This window comes from Okeania hirsuta (assembly GCF_003838195.1).
Taxonomy (GTDB): Bacteria; Cyanobacteriota; Cyanobacteriia; order Cyanobacteriales; family Microcoleaceae; genus Okeania; species Okeania hirsuta.
In genome coordinates this window covers 1-25,849 of sequence record NZ_RCBY01000108.1, presented here as the reverse complement: position 1 = coordinate 25,849, position 25,849 = coordinate 1, and the positions used below count along the sequence as shown (strand labels likewise).

Sequence of the window (25,849 nt, the reverse complement as noted above, 5' to 3'; positions counted from 1 at the left end):
ATGAGAATTATCTTCTATTTCTCCCCTCAATCAAAATTACTGGAGTTGCCAAATTATCTCCTGAGTTGCCAGTCTCAGAAAATTAGTAAATTCATCAAACTATCTGCAAATATTTTTCTGAGGAGTCGGTAAATTTTGCCAAAGTTATCGGGATTTTTTCTGTGACAAAATTTGTGAATGAAATCAGAATTATCTTCTATTTCTCCCCTCAATCAAAATTACTGGAGTTGCCAAATTATCTCCTGAGTTGCCAGTCTCAGAAAATTAGTAAATTCATCAAACTATCTGCAAATATTTTTCTGAGGAGTCGGTAAATTTTGCCAAAGTTATCGGGATTTTTTCTGTGACAAAATTTGTGAATGAAATCAGAATTTTCTCTGACTCCCTCTTGTCAGAAAAAATTAGTAGAGCGAGTCAAACTTACCCTACTATTTCTACAACTAAAGTCTACAATTTAGGAATTTTTATTGCCGAAAAATCTGTCGATTAAACCTTAGCTTCTTCCTTAACCAACTTATCCCAACCTAAATCCTTCAAAGCATGATTTCGACGCAACGGACGAGTTACTAATTCCAAAATATCACGAGCATTTGTAAACCCATGAATTTGAGCAAAAGTAAACTCAACAGACCACTTAGTATTAATTCCTCTCGCTTCCAAAGGATTAGCATGAGCCATACCAGTAATTACCAAATCTGGCTTCAATTCATAAATCCTTTGAATCTGATTATAATTATCAGGTTTCTCAATAATCTTAGGCAAAAGCGTACCCATTTCGTTACAAGTTTTTTCCAACATTTCCAACTCAGCTTTTTGATATCTTTTATCCATATAAGGAATACCAATTTCTGAACAAGTCATACCACAACGAATCAAAAAACGAGCCAAAGAAATCTCCAGCAAATTATCACCCATAAAGAAGACAGATTTACCACGAATTAACTGAATATAGTCTTCCAAATTTTCCCAAATTTGCTTTTCTCGTTCTGCTAATCCTTGAGGTTCAATGCCAAAAACAGAACAAATCTTCTCAATCCAAGCCCTACTTCCATCCGGTCCGATAGGGAATGGCGCACCAATTAATTTACACTTCCGACGACGCATTAAAGTAGTAGCAGTCCGACTCAAGAAAGGATTTAAACCTGCCACATAATATCCCTCTTCAATTACTGGTAATTCTGTGTAACGTTTAGCAGGCAACCAACCAGAAACTTTAATCCCTTGCTTCTTCAATTCCAAAGTTAATTGAGTTACAACTGGGTCTGGTAAAGAGCCAAATAAAACTAAAGGTGGATGCTCAACATACTCAGATTCTTCCGCAGCAACCTCCTCTTTTTTCTTACCAAAACTTAAGAGTTTTTGTATGCCACTTCGTTCTTCTTTTTCCGCTTCAGGAGCTTGATTAGGACAACGAGCTGCCATAGCTGCTAAGACAGTATCTTCCCCTTGAGTAAAGGCATAATCCAAACCATTAGCACGAGCAACCACAATTGGAATACCAATTTCTGACTCTAATTTAGGAGCCAAACCTTCCAAATCCATTTTGATAATTTCAGTGGTACAAGTACCAATCCAAACTATCACACTGGGGTTCCTATCACGCTTAATTTGTAAACATAAACGTTTCAATTCATCATAATCATTTAACTTAGCTGAAATATCGCCTTCTTCTAACTCAGCCATGGCGTAACGAGGTTCAGCAAAAATCATTACTCCCATGGCATTTTGTAAGAAATAACCACAAGTCTTAGTACCAATTACTAAGAAGAAACTATCTTCAATTTTTTGATAAAGCCAAGATACACAACTAATCGGACAAAAAGTATGATAATTACCAGTTTCACATTCAAAAGTTAAAGCTTCAGGTGCAACAGTATTAGTCATAAAAAAATACTCCTATTTATCAATAATTTTTTTGGGGAAAAATCAATGCTAATGCTAGTAAAAAGTCTACTTTTATGTAAGCATTTTCTACAGAATCCTACGCAAACAGCCGTCAGTTATTAGCTATCAGCTATTAATCTTGGGAAAGATCATAGTAATCGATAAATTGAAAAATAATAAAAAATTATTGCCAAACTCTCTTTGCCCAACCTTAGAAATAATTATTCATTATTAATTGCTGAGAGCTGACAGCTAATAGCTGAATGCTTACTTTTATAGCACGACAAAAAAGTGTGAGGATCGTTGAAAAATCTATAAGTTGACAGGTAATAGGTAATAGTTTTGAGTTAAGTAGATAACTGATTTCTCATCGCTATGTATTAGACATAGGCGTGAAAAAGATATAGACTTTTTGTAAAAGTAGGGAATAGGGAAGATGTTTTTAGCAAAAAAACACGGAAAATGATTTTTTGAGTTATTAAACTCTAGTTTATAGCAAATAAAGGGCAAGTTTATTTTCTGGAGATGTCTATTGAAATATAGCAAGGAACGAGTTGGTGTTTGACATAAATTAATGATGAACCGTAAGACAGAGAAATACTTTTCCCACTGTTGCCTGTTGCCTATTTCCTACCATAGCATTGATAAATTACATTTTTTTGAACTGTGTTTTTTTTGAGTAAAAGAAATCATCCTTGATGCTAATACTATTTCAACCAGCACAGCCATATAAATCAATAGTTAATGTAACTTTTATATCTGCTAAAAATCAAAACATCGCAAATAAAACAAACCAGTCAATATCAATTTTCCTATTGTTTAACCGTAAGCATTCAGCTATTAGCGGTCAGCGCTTCCCTACGGGATACTACGCAAACAGCAATGAAAATGAACCTAAATAGCTCAACTTAGCTGATGCCTTTGGTTTTTCCCAGACTTTTAATTCTTGCTCAAGCTCAATCCTAATTCCTCCTCCAAATCCAATAAGCTAGGAAAGGTGAGAGCTGAGAACTGAGAGCTGAGGGCTGTTTGCGCAGCATTCCGAAGGAAATGCTTACGTTTATCCCAACAACCCTTCAAGATCGTCATCATTAGAAGACTTTTTATCACCTGCTAAAGAATCTAGATCGGCCTCATCCAAATCTAGTTCATCTCCATCGAGATCGAGGTCCAAATCTCCCAAATCATCAGAAGACAAATCATCAAATTGATTATCATCTCCCAAATCGCTAAGATCCATATCACCCAGCTCATCCAGTCCAGACTCATCCAACTTTGCCGATGTATCTTCAAATGGATCGGGAATATCTTCTGCCACAAAGTCGGAGCTATCTTCTCCAAGATTTAGATCGTCAGAACCATCTCCATCTAGATCGCTGAGGTCAAGGCTAACCAAGTCATCTGCTGCTTCTGCTGCGGACTCCATTCCCAAGTCCAAATCATCATCCACTTCCGAGTCAGAATCCAGTCCCATATCTAACTCATCCACTTCTGATTCTATTCCCAAGTCCAAATCATCATCCACTTCCGAGTCAGAATCCAGTCCCATATCTAACTCATCCACTTCTGATTCTATTCCCAAGTCCAAATCATCATCCACTTCCGAGTCAGAATCCATATCCATATCCAACTCATCCACTTCTGATTCTATTCCCAAGTCCAAATCATCATCCACTTCCGAGTCAGAATCCATATCCATATCTAACTCATCCACTTGTGACTCCAGGTCTAACTCACTCTGGTCATCATCAAGCAGATCATCAGCATCAGATTCCAGATCCAATCCTGAAGCCATAATAGCAGCTCCACCAACAGCGGCAGCTCCACCTACTACTGCAGCAGTACCCCAATTATTAGAATCTTCATTCTGGTCTGGCATAATTGGGGAATAAGATCCTGGTGACTGTTGAGGATCGTCAGACAATATTGATGTTGATTTGTCTATGGAAGAATCTTGTTTTTTACCTATGGCAATGTCTGGGTCAAAATTTAACCCTAAAACTTCTATTAAACTATCTGCATCTGCCTTGAGTTTAGAGAAAGGCAACATTAATGCCTCTAACTCTGGTTCCAGGGCATTAAGAATTCCCAAGATAAGGTATGACACAGGTCTCCTTCCTCCATCAGGAGTCTGGACCGTATTTTCATCTGTCATGTGCAGTACCAACCATGAGCGATTTTTTTGGTAGTACTGCAGCCATTTTTGTTTGAGGGACGTTGATAATTGTTCAAAGAAAACCATGACTTATATATTCCTTATCCTGAGAAGAGCTAAGTCTATTAAACCATCATCAGGTCAAGCTTTTCATCCTCTGATACAACTTCAGGTTTACTGGGATTTAAGTAGAAATCAGAGAGTAAGGAGAATAAATCGCGGTCTTGAGATTCGTTGGGCACTACTCCTTCTGGCAATGCCAAAATTTGGTCGGCAATGTTCAGGTAATAGTTACAAACGTATTGGAGTGAAGGATCGTTTTCGGCCATCTCGAACAATGTTTTGCCTTTGACACGAGAAACTCGAATATCTTCAATTAGTGGTAGGACTTCTAACACTGGCATTGGTACGGCTTCTATATATTTATTAATTAGATCGCGCTTGGATGTACGATTACCTATTAGGCCAGCTAAACGTAGAGGATGGGTACGAGCTTTTTCACGGACAGAGGCGGCAATGCGATTAGCTGCAAAGAGAGCATCGAAGCCATTATCTGTGACAATCATGCAGTAGTCTGAATAGTTTAGTGGAGCTGCAAAACCACCACAAACTACGTCACCGAGTACGTCAAATAGAATGACGTCGTATTCGTCAAAGGCATTTAATTCTTTGAGTAGTTTGACTGTTTCGCCGACAACGTAGCCACCACAACCTGCTCCAGCGGGTGGTCCACCTGCTTCTACACAGTCTACACCACCGTAACCTTTATAAATGACATCTTCTGGCCAGATATCTTCGTAATGATAGTCCTTTTCTTGTAGGGTGTCAATAATTGTGGGGATGAGAAATCCTGTGAGGGTAAATGTACTATCGTGTTTTGGGTCGCAACCGATTTGTAGGACTTTTTTACCACGTTTGGCTAAGGCAACTGAGATATTGCAGCTTGTTGTAGATTTACCGATGCCGCCTTTTCCATATACTGAGAGTTTCACTTTTTTTTCTCCTTGATAATTTTTTAATTTAGATGAGGCTGAAGAATTTTTAATAAGCTCAAATTTTGTCTATTTTTCAGCTTGTGTTTGATTGCAGTGAGCTGTCAGCTTTTTTGTTTCTCTTGTGGGGAGAATGAAAAACTGGCCAATGTACTTATTTGATACGCAAACTGCTGGTTATGGAGATAAAGTCCAGATTTATTAAAGGTTTGTCAACCTATTTTTTTGGGCTTCTGAAAAGAATTATTGTCTAACTTCACTACAAAAAAAAGAGGGGCAAGATTTATTAGATGCTGTAAAAAGAATTATTGAGATTTAGTATTTTATAAATTTGATTTTTTATTTTAATTAATCGCTTTTAATCTAATTTAATCATCTTATAAATTATTTGTGTAATTTATTTATTATAAAAAGTAACAATATTAAAAAAATTAGACCTTGAAGAATTTTAAGACAAATTTGATGGCTCAAATCAAGGCGATCGCAGACTTTGATATAAGAAGGGTTCTCTGGTTTGCTCTGATAATGAGACCATTGCCCAATAGTAAATTCAATTATTTAGGAAGACAATTGCCCAAGGTTAATTTTTATAACAAAAAATTTGATTAGTCCAAATAGATTTCTATAGGAAATTGGGCAGAAAGCAAAGGACAGAAGATAGATACTAAACCTATTGGTCAGAATTAATGGCTTCAATACCAATTTTTAGGTCGGAAATTCTCTTTTTTGTCACAGGAACATCTCCTGTAGGTGTCTTATTATTCGTAACATTCTTTTTTCAAGCATTGCATAATACCAATTACTATGCATTAATGCTTAATTTAGGTAGCACTTCAATTTAAACCCCGTCTTTAAGGCTATGCTTTACCCATATCTATTGAATTCAAGTGCAGGATAGGGAAGAGCAGGGAGAGGGCGAAGGTAGGGAAGTAAAGACAAACCTGGCATAAATCATTCCGCACAGAGGTAGGTAAAAGCAAATCAGCAATGGGTGCACCATTTGATTTCTAACAGCTAGAATGGCCGGAAAATTACGCTGAAATAAAATCCAGAGTCTTGAGCATTATTGCCACGATCGTCCAGGTCTACTAAAGGGATGCCATAGTCTAAACGCAAATCAAACTGTGGCAGTGGTTGCCAAATCAAGCCTATGCCTGCCCCTGCTAAAAATCTTTGGTCTGGTAAAAATTCATTATTAGGGTTACTACCATCATTCCAAACAGCTCCAATATCTATAAAAGGAGTAAGTTGTATTGATGGTAAACCAGACTCATCCCGATAGACGGTAATCCGGTCTTCTATAGAAAACCGAAAACCATTATCCCCGGAACGTATATTCTGGCGATAGCCCCGTAACGACAAACCACCGCCAATAATAAATTGTTGGTATGGCAATAGAGGAATTGAGGATAACTGCAAATCTCCCTGGACAATCAATAAATGATTAGCACTTAATCTTTGTACCCTTTGCACTTGGCCTAGCCAACTGAAGAAATGTCCATCGGGTTGAGGATCTTCCCTCTCTGTCGCGTCAAATAAATTAGTGCCAATATTAAATTGCGATCGCAAAGCCCAAGCTCCTTGAGAGTCTCGGCGAATGTAGTCTTGTCCCAACCTAATCACAGTAGTACTGTTAACACCATCTTCTTCTGGAGTTTGAGGGTCATCAAAAAGTTGATCGTCCAAAAAAGTCTCTGTACGCTGATAACTCAAGCCTACAGAAAAAGCTAACTCTTCTCTAGGAGTTTGTAGAAAAGGCTGACGGTAACTAAACTCATATACATCCGTTGTGCCACTAATCTCTATACCTTCAAAATCTTGACCAATTCTATTACTGTTGGGTGCTGCTCTAAACTGTAAAGTGCCATTCATAGAGTTGATGGGCAAATTGTAGATAAAGTCAAAAACATCTGATTCATCGCTAAAAAGTCTGGTGGTGTTGTAGGATGCCACAAAAAAATCACCCCGCCCTGTCAAGTTGCGATGTAGTAAAGTCGAACCTATTCTTTCAGAGCCGACTGTGGGAGGTGAGTAATTATCAGTATTTATACTAAACTCAAGAGGGTTTGCTTCTGTAACACGAACAATCAGAATACTCTCTCCTGGATTTTCGCTAGCTCGCAAACTAGCTTCAATATTTTCAAATAAAGGATTACCCCGAAGTAATCGTAGTTGATTTTCTAGTTGAGCAGTGTCCAATGGCTGACCTGTTCCAAGTCGTATCCGATTTTCAATATAAGATTTTTGCAATCTTTTTGTACCTTCTATTTGGACTTCTCCCAAAATTCCTTCTACAACTTGAATCCTAACTGTGTCCTCGGTAATCGTTTGGGGTGGTAAAATTGCTCTTGAGGTGATATAGCCACGTTCTAGATAAATTTCGGTAATTTTATCTGCTATTTGCCGAAGTTCTAATAGGGTAACTAAACGTCCTTCTAATGGCCCAATGAGGGAATTAATTTCTTCTGGGGTTAAGATTGTACTTCCTAATACTAAAATTCTCTGCACGGGAATTTTTTGAGTAGGCTCATCTGGCAGAGGTTGAGGTGGTGGTGATTTTTTGAGTTCTTCTTCTTTTGGCTCTTCTGGTTGAGTTGGTTGGGGAAGGGGTTGGAGAAAGCGATCGCGATTTGGATCTGGTCGGGGGTTATCTGGTAAATTTTGTCGTATGTCTTGATTTGTTGGAGTATTTTGGGCATAACTTGGTTGTTTTGGAGTTAAGGTATCAATAATTTGAGGGTGAGTGAGTCTTTGCTGAGTATTGGATAGGTTTTGAATTTGAGTTTGTATTTGTATAATGTTTTTTTGTTGAGGAGAAGTTTTGGAGTTGGCTATTAATTTTAATCCTTGATTTTTTAGTAATTTAGAGCTTAAAATTTTTCGTTTCAGGTTTTTATGTTGATATTTATAAATTAGTTTTGGAGTTGATTTTGATATTAGTTTAAAGTTTTTGCATGACAAACAATGCCCTTTTTTGGTTTTCACTGAAGTTTTATCCCATAATTTATCCACATCTGCAGTTTTGGATACAGCTTGATTAGCTAATAGGCAAATAATTATAAATGTAGTAGGAATTAATGTGATAAATTGAAACATTGCAATAGTTATGCTCTAGGTGTAATTTGACTTACCAAAAAAAAAGGTGCATTCTGGTTCCTATATTGATCTAATAACGTCAGCATTTCCTGCGGAATGCTGCGCAAACAGTTGTTAGCTATTAGCTAGCTGACTGCTAATAGAAATCTGGCGAAAATCAAAAATAAAATCAATTATTATTCATAAATTATCAATTATTTTCCCCTGTTCCCTGTTCTCTCTTTTCTGGAGATTTATAATAGCTGAATGCTTACCTAATAACAGCTAAAAAATAATTATTTATTGAGAGATAAAATGCGCCTAATTGCCGAAGAAAGTATTGGTATTAAGTTTTGCTATATTTCTTTAATAGGGTATTTATTCTATAAAATATAAGTTTTTTGTGAAGCATTAGCATAAACAATTGAATTTTGTCAATAATTGTATAGTAAACATCAGACGCATTTAGATTTTATTTTCTCTATTCAGGGTGACTTTTGACAAATAAATTATATAGTTTCAATACTAAGTAGCTTAGTAAACGAATACTCAAAACCTACTGCGAAAATATTTATTCTGAATTTAACACGAATTTTGAATCACCTAAAAGTATGCAAAAACAATATTCTGGACCACGCACTATTAGACCAATTGGAGTTGCCTCACTACATAGTATTGCTTTTTCTAGAGAGATTCTCTATGCCATTGACAAAAACCGTGGTTTTCTGCTAGAAATTGACCCAAAAACAGATAATACAACAGTTATAAATCCCTTTCAAACTAATGAATTTATTGATGTTACAGGTCTCGCGCTTTGGAAAGATACTCTTTGGTTGACAAGGGAAAATGAAGTTTATTTCTGTCTCAATGCAATTGGTAATTCATCAGAGGGACGCCGAAAATGGCAACATTTTTTCACTTTACCTTATCCTGCTGATGGAATTGCTGTTTGGGAATCAACAGTTTATGTCACTTGTCAAAAACTAGGTAAGATTTTTGTATTAGATAAAAATACTAGACAACAAATTACTGGGTTTTATGCTCCAGGAATAGGGTTTGAAAATATTACAGTACAAGATGAAGAATTGTGGCTTTGCGACCGCGAGGAGCAAACGGTTTATTGTTTAGAAAGAGCAACGGGTAAAGTTAAGTTTAGCGTACTGACTCCTTTTGAAAGTCCTACGGGGTTAGCATTTTATCTGGATATAAATACCGGGGAAAGACAGCTTTATGTCGCTTATGCTGGAGACGAACTTTATATTAGGGATGATCCAAACTCAGAAAAACAGTATGAACTGAGTAAGCGCGATCGCTCTTTTATACATCCTCTTTATTTTTATTACAATGAACAGGAAAAGTATGCTGTTTCTAATGTTTTTTTAATAGAGATGTCTTATGTTGAGGAATTAGAACCATTAGATGAAGTTTTTTTAGAAGATTTAGAATGGCGTATTGCTTTACCATCAGAAACTCATCGCCAAAAAGTTAGGGAAATTTCTCCTATAGGAATACCTTTTACTGAAGAAATTCAAAATGGTGAAAAAGTTGCTGTTTTTCGGTTTAAACCATTGCGTCAAAGTGAAAGGCGTATATTTGGTTGGAAGGCGTTATTAGAAGTCAGGGCAATTAAGTACCAAATTCAACCTTTTAATGTAGAAAATATTCCGGAATTGCCAGAAGGTTTTCAGGAAAAATATCTGGTAGATAATGATAATTTGGCGATGGATAAAGAGATAGTTATCCAGGCAGCAAAAGATGCTATTTTACAAGAAAAAAATCTATTGCGTCAACTTCTCAATATTCGGAATTATGTCTACGATCGACTTTCTTATGGAGTAACAACTAAGATTGATACTCCAGATATTGTATTAGAAAGAGGTGTTGGTTCTTGTGGAGAATATGTAGGGTTATTGTTAGCTTTGGCACGATTAAATAATATTGCTTGTCGTACAGTGGGTCGCTATAAATGTCCAGCTTTTGCTGATAGAAAAAGTGTGCCTTTAGAGCCAGAATTTAATCATGTTTGGTTAGAATTTTATCTACCTGGTTTTGGTTGGGTTCCTATGGAATCAAACCCTGATGATTTACAAGAAGGAGGCCCTTATCCGTTAAGGTTTTTTATGGGTTTAGCTTGGTATCATGTGGAAATTGGTAAAGGAATTAAGTTTGAAACTCTGAAAAGTAAGGGGATACCTGTTAATAAGGAAAAAATTTCAATTGGTAATTTGGCAATTAATCATGTTAGGTTTACAATTTTAGAAGAGCGACCTGGGTTGTAGTTGCAGAAGGAAGAAGTAATATCATGTCCGTTTGAATACTTATAAATAATGATCGAGTAGTCAGGAAGACCGAGTCAGGAGGGAAGAAAAAAGAGGAAAAGCAGAAAGTGTTTTGATCACTAATTATCCGGACATGATATGAGAGGGAATAAGGAAGAAGAGAAAGAACAATTATTTATTACATTCTGTATATGGAAATAATTATTTTGGAGAATGTTTTTATGTAAATATAGGCGTTGGTGATTTTGGCTATGATTTTTTTAAATGGTGATCGCCTAAATACTAATTAAAAAGCATTTTATACTTTATAAATTTAGCTTTCATAGCTTGATTCACCAACGCCTAAATATAGTTTAGTTACTCTAAAGCATTTTTTTTTGATAAAATCTAAAAGAAAAAATCTAAAATTTGAGGAGGAGTTGTGGAATTAACAGTCGTAAATATTATGGCGATAGTAGCATCAGGACTAATGTTAATTGTTACTGGAGGTGTGATATATTTAACGGCGGCTGAGTGGCGCGATCGTAGACGTCAACAAAGGGATAAAACCACTCGTTGAAGACATTTTTTTCTCTACTTTCATTTTTAATCATGGCGATAATTTCATTATCGTCTTTTTTTTGTGACACTTTATTTACTAGTTGTACTCTATTGTACTCCAAAGAATATAATACCAGTTTGATAAATGTTTGCTAAAAATAATAGAGATGAGGAGAGGAGAGAGAATATATAATGAGCGTGTTTTTTTTCGTAGTGTCAATTAGTATAATACCAGTTTCATAAAATATTGCTACAGTAGTTTGGTCTGTTGGTGGAAATATAGAGATTAATCGTGTAACTACCTTTTTTGAATTTGGTATAATTTTATTGATCAGCAATTATTATATCATGTATATCATGTTATCATAGAGATTATTGATAATAATTTATATATTGCTGTCAAAACTTATCGATATAATTAAGCAATAAAACATATCATTTTATTGCTTTTTTTTCTTACTTTATCCAACGTCAGTCTTTCCTTCTTCCTTACCTACACAGTTTGTAATACAGCAGTTTTCAAGTTGATCAGGTACAAAATTTTATGCTTTTAGGGAACACGGTATCTGAGGACAAGGAATGAATCAAAATTATAGATTAATTTTCAACTGTACCTCACTATCCTGAAATTTGCTGTATTCTCTTTTAAAAATCGTATAACACTTCATCATTGCTTTTAAAAATCGTATAACACTTCATCATGCTTATATGAAATTTGATATTATTAGTGCAAATATGGCACTAGCAAGAATTTATGGTTATCATTCACCAGAAGAGTTACTCAAAAATATTAAAGATATTTCTCGACAGCTTGATTACGATCCTAACCGCAGGCAAAAATTTGTAGCAGCAATGAGAGTAGATAATGCTGTATATAATTTTGAGTCCTTAGCATATCGCAAAGATGGTCAGACAATTTGGGTTTCTGAAAATGCTCGTGCTGTACATGACTCTCAGGGCAAATTGTTGTATTACGAGGGTACTGTTTCTGATATTACTGAGCGGAAAATGGTGCAGGAAGCTTTAAAGTTTCAGCGAAAACAAATGGAACAGTTGCTGCTAAACATTTTGCCAGTTCAAATTGCTCAACGTCTACAAGAAGAACAAAGGGCGATCGCTGATAGTTTTGATGATGTGAGTGTGTTATTTGCTGACTTGGTGGGGTTTACTGAGTTTTGCTCCAATGTTTCTCCCATTGAACTTGTAAATTTTCTGAATTTGATTTTTTCTAAGTTTGACCAACTGACTCAAAAACATCATTTAGAGAAAATCAAAACTATTGGGGATGCTTATATGGTAGTTGGGGGTTTGCTAATTCAGCTAGATAAGCATTTGGAGGCGATCGCTAATATGGGACTAGATATGCAGGTTAGTTTTGCCAATCTATGTGATCGGTTAGAAAAACCTTTGAATTTGCGAGTTGGTATCCATGTGAGACCTGTGATTGCTGGAGTTATTGGTCAAACTAAATTTATCTATGATTTATGAGGCGATACTGTCAATATTGCGTCTCGGATGGAGTCTACTGGTATTTCTCGTAAAATTCAAGTTACCAGTCTTGTATATCAGCGACTCCAGAAAAAATTTGTATTTGAACAGCGGGGTAAAGTTTCAATCAAAGGGAAAGGAGATATGACTACTTATTTTCTTAAGGGAGTGAGGGAGTAGAGGAGTGGGGGATATTGAAGTAATTAGGGTTTGCTGAAAAAATTGGTTGGTGGGGGTAAGACACGGGGACACGGAGACACGGAGACGCGGAGATGGGGAAAACAGGCAAAGGTTTCGGCCATTTGATCATTTTCTTTGTGGGTTTAATACCCCACCGTCAACGGGGGTGTTCAAAATTACATGGGGATTCTAACCCCAAGTAATTTTCCTCCTGTCTCCTGTCTCCTGTCTCCTGTCTCCTGTCTCCTTCTTCAAGTGAAGAAATTTTCTTGAATTTCAGCAGAGAATTTCAATAAATTGATGCAAGTAAGAGCAAATAATATCATGTCCGGTTGAATAGTTACACTTTGGAGGAAAAAAGGCAGAAGGCAGAAGGGAAAGAGCAAGGTTAGAAGGCAGAAGGTTTTTTATAACTGATTATCCGCAATTCGTAGCTCCCCCGGAGGGGAACATGATATAACTAGGGTTTGCTGATTAAATCTGAAAGTCTTGACTGATATTGGTTTGAGCAATTTTAGGTCTGGAAAAAGTACCAGCTTTTTGGTGGAAAAAGCTCAAAAAGCTAGTATTTTGGGATGATTATGGCAGAAAACTTGAGGGACAATTCTGACTTCTACCTCCTCGCTCATTCCCATTTCTCCCCTCCTGGGAGGGGGAGGGGCGAGGGGTGGGTTGTCTCCTGTATTCCCATCCTGGGAGGGGTTAGGGGTGAGTTGTCTCCTGTCTCCTGTCTCCTTGTTCTATACTACATTTTGTGGTGCGGAATGTGGGATACGACCTCTGAATTCTTCACAAGCAGCGAATAACCTTGACTTGGTCATAAGCTTTCCTTAATTCAGCCTCACGTTGGGGACTAGAGCGTCCGTAGGTGCCTTGACCTCGTAATTCTTCTGGAGTCGGGACAGTCGTCAAAACTTCTTCTCCTAGATCGTTAAACAAAACTACAGATTCAATCTTGACAAGATGTTGTTGATGTTGCCGATATAAATCGATATATTCTTCTACTACTTGTTGCCATTGTTGGGGCGGACAATAACTCCGCTCTATGAGAAGAACAAAATTAGGCACAGGCAAAACCTGATTGAGCACCAAACCTGCGACCATAAAGCTCAACCAACCGAGTCCAAGAATGGTTAACAGGTAACGATTTAGTTGTTTCATTTCCGTTCTACTAAACTTACCCAAACTTACCCATGCATGACTGCATGCATCTCTGGAGCTAGCTTTCTGTTTTCCTACGGAATGCTGCGCAAACACTGAAGACCACTGACCGCAGTCTGCAACTTATCTTCTCCACAGGCTTAAAATTGGCGGGAACTCCACCTACTGATGCACATAGTTTTCCAAATTGACCGCAGCGTTTCCTGCGGAATGCTTCGCAAACAAGTCTCTGTCATCTTCAAAATTAATAGTAGCAGAACATCAGCAGAACATCAATTTATTTTCAATATTTCTTAATATTTGTCAAACTTTGTCCAATTTTTTTACTTCAGTAGTTAGCCCTATAAATTAGTCTGGAATAAACCTTTTAGGAGTTCTTTGACGGTTTCTGGAGTACCAGTTTTAACGGTAGATTCCCGTAGAGCAGCGATCACTGCTAATTCCTGTTGATTCACATCCCCATAAGCAATAGGATAAACCCGCACCCCACTGTATTGGAGAACGTCTTTGACTTCTGCGAAGACAAAACCTTCATTGGTTTTACCATCAGTTAAGACTAATATATAAAAAAGACCATTAGGATTAGCTTTCTTTTGTTCGAGCAATTTCCCCAACGCCACCATCATTCCGTCATACATAGCGGTTCCACCATCGGCACGTAAATTATCAATAGCAGCTAGAAACCGTTTGTGCTGCATTTCATCAAAAGGAGCTAATTCCACCATTTCGCTTGGGCGCTCGTTATAACTAATTAAACCTAAATAATTACCTGGATTAATTTCTTGACTAGCAATGCGCAAACCCTCTTTTACCTTCGCTAGAGGTTGTCCTTCCATCGAACCACTGGTATCGATTACCGTCATTAAATAAACTGTACGTCCTGCATCTTTCTGACGCTTCCAAAATGATTGAGCAGTGGTTAAGACTTCTCCTGCTGGAATCGGGGGAAGATTGGGAGCCAAAAGATAGTCTGTCTCGACAAACCCTTGTTGCTGGGCCAGTTTTTTCATGGCATCAGAAGCAGCAAACTCAGCAAATTTTTGCAAGGCTTCTTGTTGTTTGGCTGTATTCCAGGCAAATCCGACCAGAGGATTATTATGAGGAATGCCAAAGGGGATAAAAACGGTTTTCTCAAATCCAGGTACTTTTTTGAGTTGCTGATAATTTTGATATTCCAACGGAAATGCTTGTAACTTATCCTTGTCGCGGATAAAAATTTCTTGCAAGTCTAGAGTCGTGGTTGTGGTAATCAATACCTGTTTCTGAAAGCTTTGAAATACTGACTTGACTTGAGGAGATTCTAAGTCAGCAATTGTTAGGGGTTCTCCATCTTGTTGGTGTCCTGCTGCTCGCCAAAAGAGCGAGTAGAGCAGATTCAAAGCAGTAGCACTACTGTAGGGATTGGGATAGCCAACGGAAAGTTTACCAGAGGCGATCGCATTGAGCAACTTGTCAAAATTCACTTCGCCATTTGCAGCTAATTCCCGATAAACACGTTCTTGAAGGACAAAACCGCCAACGTTCGGCACTAAACGGGGAAGGATAGAGATGGTTTTAATTCCTTGACTTGACAGCATTGCCACCCACAAATCATTAGAGGGAGAATACCCTGTCGGTGTCACTTTGCCAGCCGCCAAGTTATTGGCTGCTGGCAAAGTGACAGCATTGCCACCCACAAATCATTAGAGGGAGAATACCCTGTCGGTGTCACTTTGCCAGCAGCCAATAACTTGGCGGCAGTTCCCGAAGGAATTTTTCTCACCCCGACCTGAATAACTTGACCGGAACTAATGGTTTTTCTTTCTCGGTTAAAAGCTTGAGCAACTTCTACCAACCAACCTTCATTTTGCTTTTTGATATTGGCTTTTTCTGAAGAACTGAATATTTCGAGATAAACTACCTTGGGGTTTGTAGAGGGTTGAGCAGCATAAAGAGGAAACTGTTCAATAGGAGGAAGAGGTTCTTGAATCCCATCGATAGTGTAGCGCGAAGCTACTCGATCGGGAATTAGGGATGTGGCAACGGAAATCTTAGGAAGTAACTTTTCCTGAAGATATCTCTCTGCACTGGCAAAGGAATCTACCTTTTGCTCGACTACACATCCCCAGAATAAAGCAAGGCAAACTCCGATGAGAAACCAGAAACGTCCTTTTTTGAGCATAACTAACCTCCATGGATTGACGATGATTTTGTTCCGATCTTATCTAAGACAGTTTGATTTTCAGCAATGATTACTCGGAGACTGCGGGGTAAACTGGCTTGTTCAGTAGATGCTTCTAAAGAAGACAAAAGCACCCGATCTTGTAACTCTTGTAGCAAACGATGAGTTTCTTGCACTCGCTCACAAGTAGTTTCTAAATGCTGTCGGGTCAGACTTCTGTAGGTTTCAGTTTGCATTTTGTCCAAGGTTAGTAAGGCAAATGCTACTTGCTCACAAAGAGATAAAACCGTGTAGAGAGTCTCCAATAATTCCGGCATTAAACTTGATTCTCGGTTAGCTATGCGTTGGGCAAAAATTTGGATTTGTTTGACCAAAATGAGGGTTTGTTCCCAATCGGCATCTTTACGTCCTTCAAGTTTCCCTTCAATACTTGCCAATTCATTGAGAAATATTGCTGCATCGAGTAGATTAGGGCTACTGCACCCATAGAATTGTCTGAGTTTCCCAAACCAAACTGCCACCATGACAAGGGCAATTGCTCCCCCGACAATTAAGGTAAGGGGGCGATTTCCCAACCAGATAATCAAGCTCACATATCCTAATCCTGTCCCTACAATTAGAAAATAGGTCTGTGGCAAACCCAAAACTTTACGCCAAAATAATTTCCAGTTCATTACGATCTAATTAAACGGTTTTGATTATCGTATGGCAAAGCATTCAGTAATTGAACGAAGCAGTGACTCATAATATCGAATCCGGTTAAACAGCCATAGAATGGTTAAGTTAGGAGGAGTCAACCCACCCCTCGCCCCTCCCCCGACCGTGGAGGGGAAGTCAGGAGGACCGAGTCAGGAGGAGAAAGAATTACAAAGATAAACGTAGTTATGGCGATTGAAGATTTTTTTTATGTCCAATTAAACGGATTTGATATAATATCATGTCCGGTAGCATTGGAGCGTGTATAAAATTAAGGTGATAATAGGAGAAAACCTTCTGCCTCCAGCATAGCTGCCTTCTGCCTTCCTTCCACCAAAGTCTAATTATTCAACCGGACATGATATAATTGATTTTGGCATTCTTTATCAACTTGATTACTATCATTGTCGCATTTACTTGGTCAATAGTCCAGAAAATTACTGTCTAGTGAACTGTCTACCACCACACTAGACAGTAAAAATGTTTCTTGGAAAGTTCTAGTTCTCAAGAGTTATTTTTTGCTTTTTATTTTGAACTTATCAACCCTCTCTTTATAATCATAATACTTTTCACGCCTTTCAATTTCAACCCATACACCATCTTGTACTAATTGTGAGCATATAGAATACCTAGACCTTTCAGTATCTTCAGCTAATAGAGTTATTACTTCTGCTATATCAACAGGATAGGATTATTATCAACACAGGGGGAGGACATCACCTCAAACGAAACAGCAACCCGGCATTTCCAGGCTGAATAATCCCGCGTTGTCGCATAAGCACAACGTCGGGAGTATGTCAATAACCACCAGGTTCTTCTTCATATTCTGGCATCTTAGTTTTCTGAGGAATATTTACACGAGGTGCTTGATAGGGTTTTGGAACCTCATCATCAGCCCAGGCATCTTTTTCTATGTCTTCGTCATATTCATATTCTGTAGCAGGTTTATATTTTTTCTCTTCATATTTCTCATCTTCATACTCATATCCGCCTGACTCTCCCCAATTATCTTCTTCATACTCATCATAAGTAGGATTTTGTCTTACCTGACGGGCGACTGGTGGTGCAACAACTGCTTCTGTTTCATAATAGTCTTCATAAACTGCTTCTCGCTCTAGCTGCCGTGGAGGGGGAGCAACTTCTTGTTCATAGTAGTCATCATAAATAGGTTCAGGTTCAACTACTCTAGGTCTTCTAGGTTCTGGCTCTGCCCAATCTTCATCCCATGCTTCTTGAGTTGAGGGTGCTACTGTGCGAATAGGTTCCCGAGTAGCTGGTTGTCCTGTACCTAATTGATTATCAGGTTTCACAGTGGGAGGATAATATAATCCATCTTCCTCTTTTTGCCAAGGTGCTTCTCCTAAACCTAAACGTTCTAATACTCCTACTGTTAACTGTTTGAGTTTTTCTTCAGATCCTTCAAACACAATCAGGCGATTTGGCCCACTGCTAACAATTTCATCAATTGAGAGTTCATAAGTACTAATAACTTGATCTGGAATTTGGGGTATACCAATAGAAGCAATAATCAATGACAAAACTTTGCCATCTGTAGTATCAAACTTGAAACCTCTAACTCTACCTAAAAGTTCACCATTTTCTGTCAGGACTTCACTATTTATTAGGCTACTATAGGCTTCAGCATCAATATCTTCTTCTACTACTTCTTCGTTATCTACTAAGATGACATCACCTATTTCGCAGATATTATTGAGAAACATAAACTTAGGTATTCCAGCTACGGCTAATATATTGTCTCGTAGTCCAATAGCTACTACCTCCCGCCGATCGACGTCTACCCATAACTGGCTTACTACTCCTAGGCGCTTACCTTTATCGCGAGTGATTATTTGAGTTCCTAACAGATCGGAGCGTTGCCAAATTTGTTCAAATGTCATTATTGTTTAATCCCGATTCTTATAATAAGTCAAAATTTAAAAGTCAAAAGTCAAATAACAAGTCAAAAGTCAAAAGTCAAAATTTAAAAGTTAAGAGAAATTAATAATTTTTACATTGTAATTTATCAATAAAGAATTTAGTCAGACTGAGGCAGTATTATAATAAGTCAAAAGTTAAAATAAATTACTAATCTCTATATCTCTATATTGTAATTTATCGGTCTTGAATCCACAGAAGCTTATTCTCACTCCTGACTCCTTTATTCTGACTTCTGTCTCCTTCTCCAAATAGATTTAATCTCTAGTCATTTTAATCCCTAAAACTTGGGTATGAGCGCCCCTAGCTTGAGTCACACCGATAGTATGCTGGGATGATTCCATCATTGGCCTCCGTAGACTGACAACAATAAATTGAGCTTGTTGTGCCTGTTGTTTTATCATTTTAGCTAATCGCTCCACATTTGCCCCATCCAGAAACATATCCACTTCATCAAAGGCGTAAAAAGGAGATGGGCGGTAACGCTGTAAGGCAAATATAAAGCTTAAAGCTGTCAAAGATTTTTCTCCCCCAGACATAGAGGCCAATCTCTGGACTGGTTTTCCTTTGGGGTGGGCTACTAAATTTAACCCACTGTTGAATGGGTCTTCTGTATCATCTAACTGTAGATAACCATCTCCTTCAGAAAGTTGGGCAAAAATGGTCTGAAAATTTTGATTCACAGCATTGAAAGCCTCAAAAAATGAACGTTGTCTCAAAGTAGTAAAGTTTTCTATTCTTAACAACAACTCCGTCCGCTCTCCTTCCAGAGTGGCTAATTTTTGAGTTAGCTCTTCCAAACGTTTTTGGGTTTGGTCATATTCTTCCAAGGCCAACATATTTACAGGTTCTAAGGCCTGAAGTTGTTTCTGTAGCGATCGCACCTCCTTATCTAATTCTCCTATTTTAATATTTTCCGGCACTTCTGGCACTTGCTCCGGTAACTCTGCCTTTTGTTCTTCTAACTGAGTCCGCAAAGTCACTAACTGTTCCCGACGTCCCTCTTGAGATTCTTGCAATTTTTGTAGTTGCCATTCTAATTGCTGTTTAGCTAAATAAACTTCCCGCAGACTTGTCTCTGCTTGGTCTCGTTTTTGTTTTTCTGTGCCTAATTTTTCTTCTACTTTGGCCATACTTACTTTAATTTCAGCAATTTGCTCGTCCACAACCGATAATTGACTATCTATATCTTTGATATTTTCCCTAGCTGCTAATTCTTGCTCTTGATATTCTGACTGCCTACGAGAAATAGCTTCTACCTTTTCTTGTAAAAGCCTTTGTTGATTTTCCAACTCCTGAAGTTGTTGTTGGGCAGCTCGCCAATTACTCTCCCGCTCTTGTAATACTGCCTCTTGAGACCTAATCATCTCCTGCATTTGTTGCCACTCACTATGAGTATGAGATTTTTCCAACTCAGCCAAAGTTTGCTTTAACTCTGTTAATTGGACTTCTCTGGTCGGAATTTCTTGGTCTAGGAATGTTAATCTGGTTTGAGCATTGACCAATTCTCGATGATTTTTCTCTAATTGTCCTTGTCCTTGCTCTTGTTGTCTGGTCAATTTTTGCAGCTCTGACTCAATTTGCTCCACTTTGAGCTGAGTTTCTCTAAAATACTGCTTCCCTTCCATCAAAGCTTGCGCCCGCTCCTTCACATCCTCCTTTCTCCGAGAAATCTCTACCTGACAGCGCTCCAAAACAATATCTATTTCCTGGAGGCGCTGACGATGAACTTCCATTTCCCCTATTTCTGCTGACTCATTACCATCAACCGTGCCAAAATGCAAGCTACCAGAACGACGGGACACACTTCCTCCAGTCATCGCCCCACTGGTCTCCAATATTTCCCCATCCAGAGTAACAATTCGATGTTTACCCAAATATTTCCGAGCATTTGTCAAAGTATCAAATACCACCGTAGAGCCAAAAACATAGGCAAAAATATTCTGATAACGAGAGTCACAGTCAATCAAATTCACCGCATAATCAATAAACCCCGCTGCTCCCCAACGCAAACTATCATCTCGGTTGAGACGAGGAGACCGAATTTTATTCAAAGGTAAAAACGTCATTCTCCCAGCTCTTTGTCGCTTCAAAAATTCAATCCCGGCAGCTCCCACTGCATCATTTTCTACCACCATATTTCCCAGACGGCCTCCGGCAGCAATTTCTAAAGCCAACTGATATTTTGGTTCTACTCTCCCTAGTTGTGCCACTAAACCACAAATGCCAGAAATACCAGACTGTTGCAGCATTTTTGTGGCATAAGTTCCCGAAGCTTCTTGAACTGCCTGTTGTTGGGCTTCTAATTTATCTAGTTTCCGCTGTCTTTCCCTTTGTTCTTGGAGAAGGCGAGTTTGAGTATCTTGTTGAATTTGTAGGTCTTGTTCTACTGCTGCTAATTGTTTGGTCAAGGATTCTACTTGATAATTGGCGGTTTCTCTTGACTTTTCTATTTTTTCATGGTAAGCATTTTGATTTTCTATTTCTACCCCCAGGGCGGCCATGGACTCTTGCTGTTCCTGGATTTGCTTTTCTAGCTGATGTATTTGTTCCCTAACTCTTGCTTGTTCGGTCAGTTGGGGGTTGAGAGTTTGCTGTAGAGTTTCAATTTGATGATGAAGTTGGGCTTGTTCTTGTATCCAAGCTTCGGCAGTAGAGGCAATAGCACTAGCTGACTCTCGTTGTTGGTTGAGAGTTTCCCGTGCTTGGTTGCGAGTGGTCTCTAGAGATTCGACTTCTTGAGCTTGAACAATTTTGTTTGTGGCTAATATTTCCAGATTTTGTTGATGTTTCTGTATTTCTTGTTCAAGTTGGCTGAGGTTCTTGATGGTTTGCTCAATGGTGCTTTCTAATTCTTTATGCTTTTGTTTTAGTTGACGGCGGTCAGCTTCTTGGGTGGCCAGGGTTGATTGTAAGGCCAACAGTTCTTCTTCTCCCAAAGCTTTAACTTGGACATTGAGTTGGTCTAGTTCGGTTTGGGCCTGTTGAATTTCGGTTTGTTTGGTTTGAATATTTTGGTTAATTTCCGTGGCAGAGCGATCGCCTGATTCTATATTTTCTCTAAGTTTCCACTCTTGTTTTTGTAGATTTTGCCATTTGAGAATTGTTTGCCAGAGACTCTTTTGTTCGAGTTGACCCCGCAATTCTTGATATTTTTGAGCTTTTACACAGTCCTGGGAAAGACGGTCACATTGTTTTTTCAGTTCTTTTTCTACAATGCCACTCTTTTCTTCTTGTTCTTTCACCAAGTCTAATTTATCTTTGGCCAGGGTAATTTTTCTATCAAATTGAGCCACTCCTGCCATTTCATCAATAATTTCCCGACGTTCGCGAGACTTCATGGAAATAATGCTGGTTACGTCACCCTGAAGCACAACGTTATATCCTTCGGCGTAGACCCGGAGTTGATTTAGTTGTTCGTGGAGTTCGGTCAGGGTGCATGGTTGACCATTCATATAATAAGTGGAGGTGTAAGTCCCTTGTTTTGTGACTCGGAGGCGACGGGAAATACTCCACTCACTTAAAGAATGAAAAGATGAAGCTATCTCAAATGGATCGTCAGATTCTGGAGTATTTGCTCCATTTTTTATGACTTCTGGTGGATTTTCTGTAGTTGTTTGGGTTTCTGACTCTGAAGGTTCGGGGTCTTCGTAGCCATTTAGACTCGTTTTTATATCTTCTAAATCAAAAGTGACCTTGACTATAGTTTCAACAGTTTTACGTCCTGCTAATTTGTTATTAACTAGGTCTGGCAGGCGTTCGGCTCTCATACCTTTGGAAGTGGACAACCCCAGGCAAAAAAGGAGTGCGTCGAGAATGTTGGACTTGCCCGAACCATTAGGCCCAGAAACCACAGTAAATCCGGGTAGCAACGGAATAGTAGTAGTGCCACCGAAAGATTTAAAGTTAGTTAGTTCCAGGCGTTTGATATGAACCATGAAGGCCAGTTTGTAGACTGGATAGATTTTGGGCTTTTAATTATTCTAGACATTATAGACAGGACGTAAACTACCCAGCATCATAATCTCTGATTTGATGCGGGCTTTTCGTAGCCCTCCAGTATATCCCATATAGTCGGCTGTCTTGGCACGAAATCAAGACTGCTAACTTCACAGGATAACCAGGGACCTCCAGGCAGGTTTACACTCAACCCCAAAGCAGCTATATTTTTTGCACCATTATAATCAGCATCGCCTTTCCACCCACAATGAAAGCAGTGGTAGTTTTTACCCTTCCTATATGTAGTTTCTTTTGTCGGACTTATATGCAAACATTTATGACAAGTAAGGCTAGTATATGCTGGATTAACTAATATTAATTTCACGCCATGTAACACACATTTATAAGCAAGAAACATTCTGAACTGATAAAAAGCCCAACTATTAGATAATCTTCTTTCTTTCTTACTTCTTGGTTGCTGATTAGTTCTTTGTCTAATATTAGTTAAATCTTCTATGGCAATAGAATTTTTATCAAAGTGTTGCGAGAAGACCCGCGCTCTCCCGAAGGGGAGCGTCGGGATGAATCGCAATCAATGTTGATATTTCACAAACAATGTGTTAAAACTGTGAAAAGTTAATTCCCTAGCAATAGATGGTCGAGAAAGCATACAAATTTAGGTTCTATCCTACTCCAGAACAAGAAAACTTGTTGCGGAGAACTTTAGGCTGTGTGCGACTAATCTACAACAAAGCTTTGGCTATTAGAACTCAAGCTTGGTACGAGAAACAGGAGCGTGTAAGCTACAAGCAAACTTCGGCCATGCTGAGTTCTTGGAAAAAGCAGGAAGACTTAAACTTTCTCACATCTGTAAGTAGTGTACCATTACAGCAAAGTTTAAGACATTTACAGACAGCTTTTACTAACTTTTTCAATAAACGTACTAAATACCCTAACTTTAAGAAAAAACGTCACGGAGGTAGTGCGGAATTCACAAAGTGTGCATTTCAATGGAAAAATGGTCAAGTATATCTAGCTAAATGTAGTAAACCATTACCAATTAGATGGAGTAGACAACTACCCCTAGGTTGCAGTCCTACTACAATAACAGTTAAACTTGACCCATCTAATAGATGGTCAGTATCCTTAAGGTTTAACGACAACAGAGATTTAAAACTCAAGCCACTCAAAAAAAGAGTAGGTGTAGATGTAGGTATTAGTAGTCTGATTGCCACAAGCGATGGTACAAAAGTTAACAACCCTAAATATTTTAATAAACTGTATAAAAAACTCAGATTATCTCAAAAGTCTCTATCGAGGAAAACTAAGGGGTCTAATAACTATCAAAAAGCTAGACTGAAAGTAGCCAAGATACACGCAAAAATTAAAGATTCCAGGCTAGACTATACCCATAAACTGACAACCCAACTTATTAGAGAAAATCAAACTATTGTAGTTGAGGACTTGGCAGTAAAAAACATGGTCAAGAACCATAAGCTAGCAAGAGCAATAAGTGATGCTAACTGGGGAGAATTAGTCAGACAATTAGAGTACAAAGCAGAATGGTACGGCCGGGAATTAATTAAAATTGATAGATATTTTCCCAGTTCCAAGGGTTGTTCTAATTGTGGGTATGTGGTAGATAAACTACCTTTAGATATTAGTTAGAGAGTGGGACTGTCCAGAATGTACAGCTCACCATGATAGAGATATTAATGCAAGTATAAACATTTTGCGGATGGGAACCCGCGTCGGCGATAGACGCAAGGGAACGCCCACCAAGAAGGCTGCCGTGCAGGCAGTGTCAGTCTGTGGAGCGACTGTAAGACCTGAAGGGAGTAAATCCCCGAAGGCGGGTGCATTGAAGCAGAAAGCCCCCATCAGTGATGTTGGGGAATCCCGCGCTGTCACGCAAGTGCAGCGTCGGGAGGATGTCAATAGTCGCTGCTTTTCTGACTAAATAAGTTGTTATTTCGTGATTAACGTGTTTCTGAAAGCGTCGTTCTTTTCCTGATAACCGTTGCTGTAGTTGCCGACATCTTTTCCGACTACTACGAGTGCCTTTAGATGCTTTTTTTTGTAGAACTGCTCTGATTTGAGAATAATGATTTCTCTTAGAAGTTATATTTTTACCTGACCATGATTCACCTTCAGATGTTGAGGCTATATCTGTCCTGCCTAAATCAATTCCTATTATTTTATTTGTTGGCTCTGGCTCCGGAACAATATGATTAACATGAATGTTTATATAGTAAGTTCCATCTTTTCTTTTAGTTAAGACTGCTGAAGTAGCCTTACTACCTGTTAAGATTCCTCGTTGATAATTACCTATTAATAACTCAAACTTTGTGCGCTTACTCAAAAGCTTTAAACTCACAATCCATTTCTTTGTATCTAAACTAAATTTTCTACTGTCGTAATCAACTGATGTTGGTGCAAAAGTTAATTCTTTTTTTATATGATTAGTAATAGAAGTTTTGCGATTAGAACATACTCGTCTAATAGCGTGAATTGTAGTTTGTGCTGATAACTGAAACTTTTCTCTAACTGTACCGTACATCAAAGCTTGCATGGCCACATTATTTGTCAGTTTTTTGTCACTATTTTTGTCTACATACTGACAAGCATGAGCAAACATTTCCATAGTGGCTTCTATTTCTTTTGCCACTTCTGGGCTGACCTTTAATTTACAGGATATAGTTGTTATTTGCTTCATTATTATACGATATTTCAAATGGTGAAAAATATCAATCAACAATGAAGCTTCATTTTATTTGAAATTAAAAATTCCTCCCGGCGCTGAATCATAGATTACAACGCGGGACTCCTTTTTGATATTTAGTTGAGATTTGTGGAATGGGCATCTTGCCCATTCCAGATATTTGCCCGCATTAACGAAGTCAGAAGTCAGAAGTCAAAAGTTAACCCACCCCCGCCCCTCCCAATCCACCCCTAACCCCTCCCCTCCTGAGAGGGGAAGTAGGGGATGCGTGAGCAACTCTCCAAAAATATTGCGCCTTAAAAGGCAGGGTTGCGCGACCCATATTATTTTGATAAGAATTTTTGCTTACTTCCACAGCATTTGCTTTTGTTGCGGATGTGGCAATAGGAGTTTTTGCTCAATAGTTGTTTTTGTTGCGGATGTGGCAATAGGAGTTTTTGCTCAATAGTTGCTTTTGTTGCGGATGTCGCAATAGGAGTTTTTGCTCAATAGTTGTTTTTGTTGCGGATGTCGCAATAGGAGTTTTTGCTTAGTTTCTTTTCGGCAGTTTTGTTGCGGATGGCGTAATAGGAGTTTTTGCTTAGTTCCTCTTCGGCAGTTTTGTTGCGGATGGCGCAATAGGAGTTTTTGCTTAGTTTCTCT

General features: G+C 38.4%; 16 protein-coding genes and 2 pseudogenes. 6 read left to right on the top strand and 12 right to left on the bottom strand.

The window, feature by feature from the left end; genetic code table 11:
• The first annotated feature begins 355 nt into the window (after window positions 1-355).
• Window positions 356-490 carry a hypothetical protein gene (locus tag D5R40_RS41235; RefSeq protein WP_275670338.1) on the top strand — a complete coding sequence of 45 codons (135 nt, stop codon included), beginning with the start codon at window positions 356-358 and terminating at the stop codon, window positions 488-490.
• On the opposite strand, the gene D5R40_RS18020 is transcribed toward D5R40_RS41235, so the two are convergent.
• The 3 genes from D5R40_RS18020 to bchL all read right to left on the bottom strand — a co-directional run bounded on the left by D5R40_RS18020 (window position 487) and on the right by bchL (window position 5,031).
• Complete coding sequence (locus D5R40_RS18020) at window positions 487-1,884, bottom strand: ferredoxin:protochlorophyllide reductase (ATP-dependent) subunit N (RefSeq protein ID WP_124144521.1); 1,398 nt, start codon at window positions 1,882-1,884, stop codon at window positions 487-489. The genes D5R40_RS41235 and D5R40_RS18020 overlap by 4 nt on opposite strands.
• 1,060 nt (window positions 1,885-2,944) lie before the next feature.
• A complete protein-coding gene (locus D5R40_RS18015; protein WP_124144520.1) occupies window positions 2,945-4,126 on the bottom strand; it encodes a DUF5331 domain-containing protein in 1,182 nt (393 codons plus the stop codon).
• A 38-nt stretch (window positions 4,127-4,164) separates the two neighbouring features.
• On the bottom strand, window positions 4,165-5,031 hold the full coding sequence (gene bchL / locus D5R40_RS18010) for a ferredoxin:protochlorophyllide reductase (ATP-dependent) iron-sulfur ATP-binding protein (RefSeq protein WP_240038902.1): 867 nt from the start codon (window positions 5,029-5,031) through the stop codon (window positions 4,165-4,167).
• Between the two features lie 438 nt (window positions 5,032-5,469).
• Here bchL and D5R40_RS35505 point away from each other — a divergent pair, with 438 nt between their 5' ends.
• Window positions 5,470-5,640 (top strand): hypothetical protein, encoded by a 171-nt coding sequence (locus D5R40_RS35505; protein WP_161564463.1) that lies wholly within the window; start codon window positions 5,470-5,472, stop codon window positions 5,638-5,640.
• A 405-nt stretch (window positions 5,641-6,045) separates the two neighbouring features.
• Here the strand turns inward: D5R40_RS35505 and D5R40_RS18005 are convergent, their stop codons facing one another.
• Complete coding sequence (locus tag D5R40_RS18005) at window positions 6,046-8,127, bottom strand: ShlB/FhaC/HecB family hemolysin secretion/activation protein (protein ID WP_124155003.1); 2,082 nt, start codon at window positions 8,125-8,127, stop codon at window positions 6,046-6,048.
• A 590-nt stretch (window positions 8,128-8,717) separates the two neighbouring features.
• Between D5R40_RS18005 and D5R40_RS18000 the strand changes: the two genes are divergently transcribed.
• The 3 genes and pseudogenes from D5R40_RS18000 (at window position 8,718) to D5R40_RS17995 (ending at window position 12,593) form a co-directional block, all read left to right on the top strand.
• Window positions 8,718-10,385 carry a transglutaminase-like domain-containing protein gene (locus D5R40_RS18000; protein WP_124144517.1) on the top strand — a complete coding sequence of 556 codons (1,668 nt, stop codon included), beginning with the start codon at window positions 8,718-8,720 and terminating at the stop codon, window positions 10,383-10,385.
• Between the two features lie 421 nt (window positions 10,386-10,806).
• Window positions 10,807-10,944, top strand: a complete 138-nt coding sequence (locus D5R40_RS37065) for a hypothetical protein (protein ID WP_192901100.1) — start codon at window positions 10,807-10,809, stop codon at window positions 10,942-10,944.
• Window positions 10,945-11,633: 689 nt separating this feature from the next.
• A pseudogene (locus D5R40_RS17995) lies at window positions 11,634-12,593 on the top strand (adenylate/guanylate cyclase domain-containing protein).
• A gap of 789 nt (window positions 12,594-13,382) precedes the next feature.
• Here the strand turns inward: D5R40_RS17995 and D5R40_RS17990 are convergent.
• From D5R40_RS17990 to D5R40_RS17965, 7 genes are all read right to left on the bottom strand, one after another.
• Entirely contained in the window at window positions 13,383-13,754 is a 372-nt protein-coding gene (locus tag D5R40_RS17990; protein WP_124144516.1) for a hypothetical protein, read from the bottom strand.
• A 341-nt stretch (window positions 13,755-14,095) separates the two neighbouring features.
• Window positions 14,096-15,409: a vWA domain-containing protein gene (locus D5R40_RS17985; RefSeq protein ID WP_205127664.1), complete on the bottom strand. Its 1,314-nt coding sequence runs from the start codon at window positions 15,407-15,409 to the stop codon at window positions 14,096-14,098.
• A complete protein-coding gene (locus tag D5R40_RS37815) occupies window positions 15,373-15,915 on the bottom strand; it encodes a hypothetical protein (RefSeq protein WP_205127663.1) in 543 nt (180 codons plus the stop codon). Before D5R40_RS37815 ends, D5R40_RS17985 begins: the two co-directional genes overlap by 37 nt.
• Before the next feature lie 2 nt (window positions 15,916-15,917).
• Window positions 15,918-16,589 (bottom strand): hypothetical protein, encoded by a 672-nt coding sequence (locus D5R40_RS17980; protein ID WP_124144514.1) that lies wholly within the window; start codon window positions 16,587-16,589, stop codon window positions 15,918-15,920.
• Window positions 16,590-17,408: 819 nt separating this feature from the next.
• Window positions 17,409-18,509, bottom strand: coding sequence for a PRC-barrel domain-containing protein (locus D5R40_RS17975; protein ID WP_124155002.1), 1,101 nt, complete (start codon window positions 18,507-18,509; stop codon window positions 17,409-17,411).
• 294 nt (window positions 18,510-18,803) lie between these two features.
• Window positions 18,804-22,484, bottom strand: coding sequence for a chromosome segregation protein SMC (smc, locus tag D5R40_RS17970; RefSeq protein WP_124155001.1), 3,681 nt, complete (start codon window positions 22,482-22,484; stop codon window positions 18,804-18,806).
• Window positions 22,485-22,564: 80 nt separating this feature from the next.
• Complete coding sequence (locus D5R40_RS17965) at window positions 22,565-23,077, bottom strand: RNA-guided endonuclease TnpB family protein (protein WP_124144511.1); 513 nt, start codon at window positions 23,075-23,077, stop codon at window positions 22,565-22,567.
• Window positions 23,078-23,139: 62 nt separating this feature from the next.
• On the opposite strand from D5R40_RS17965, the pseudogene D5R40_RS34120 reads away from it, so the two are divergent.
• Window positions 23,140-24,358: pseudogene (locus D5R40_RS34120) on the top strand (RNA-guided endonuclease InsQ/TnpB family protein); the annotation flags it as partial.
• Here the strand turns inward: D5R40_RS34120 and D5R40_RS17950 are convergent.
• On the bottom strand, window positions 24,290-25,045 hold the full coding sequence (locus D5R40_RS17950) for a transposase (RefSeq protein WP_240038903.1): 756 nt from the start codon (window positions 25,043-25,045) through the stop codon (window positions 24,290-24,292). The pseudogene D5R40_RS34120 and the gene D5R40_RS17950 overlap by 69 nt on opposite strands.
• Between the last annotated feature and the right edge of the window lie 804 nt (window positions 25,046-25,849).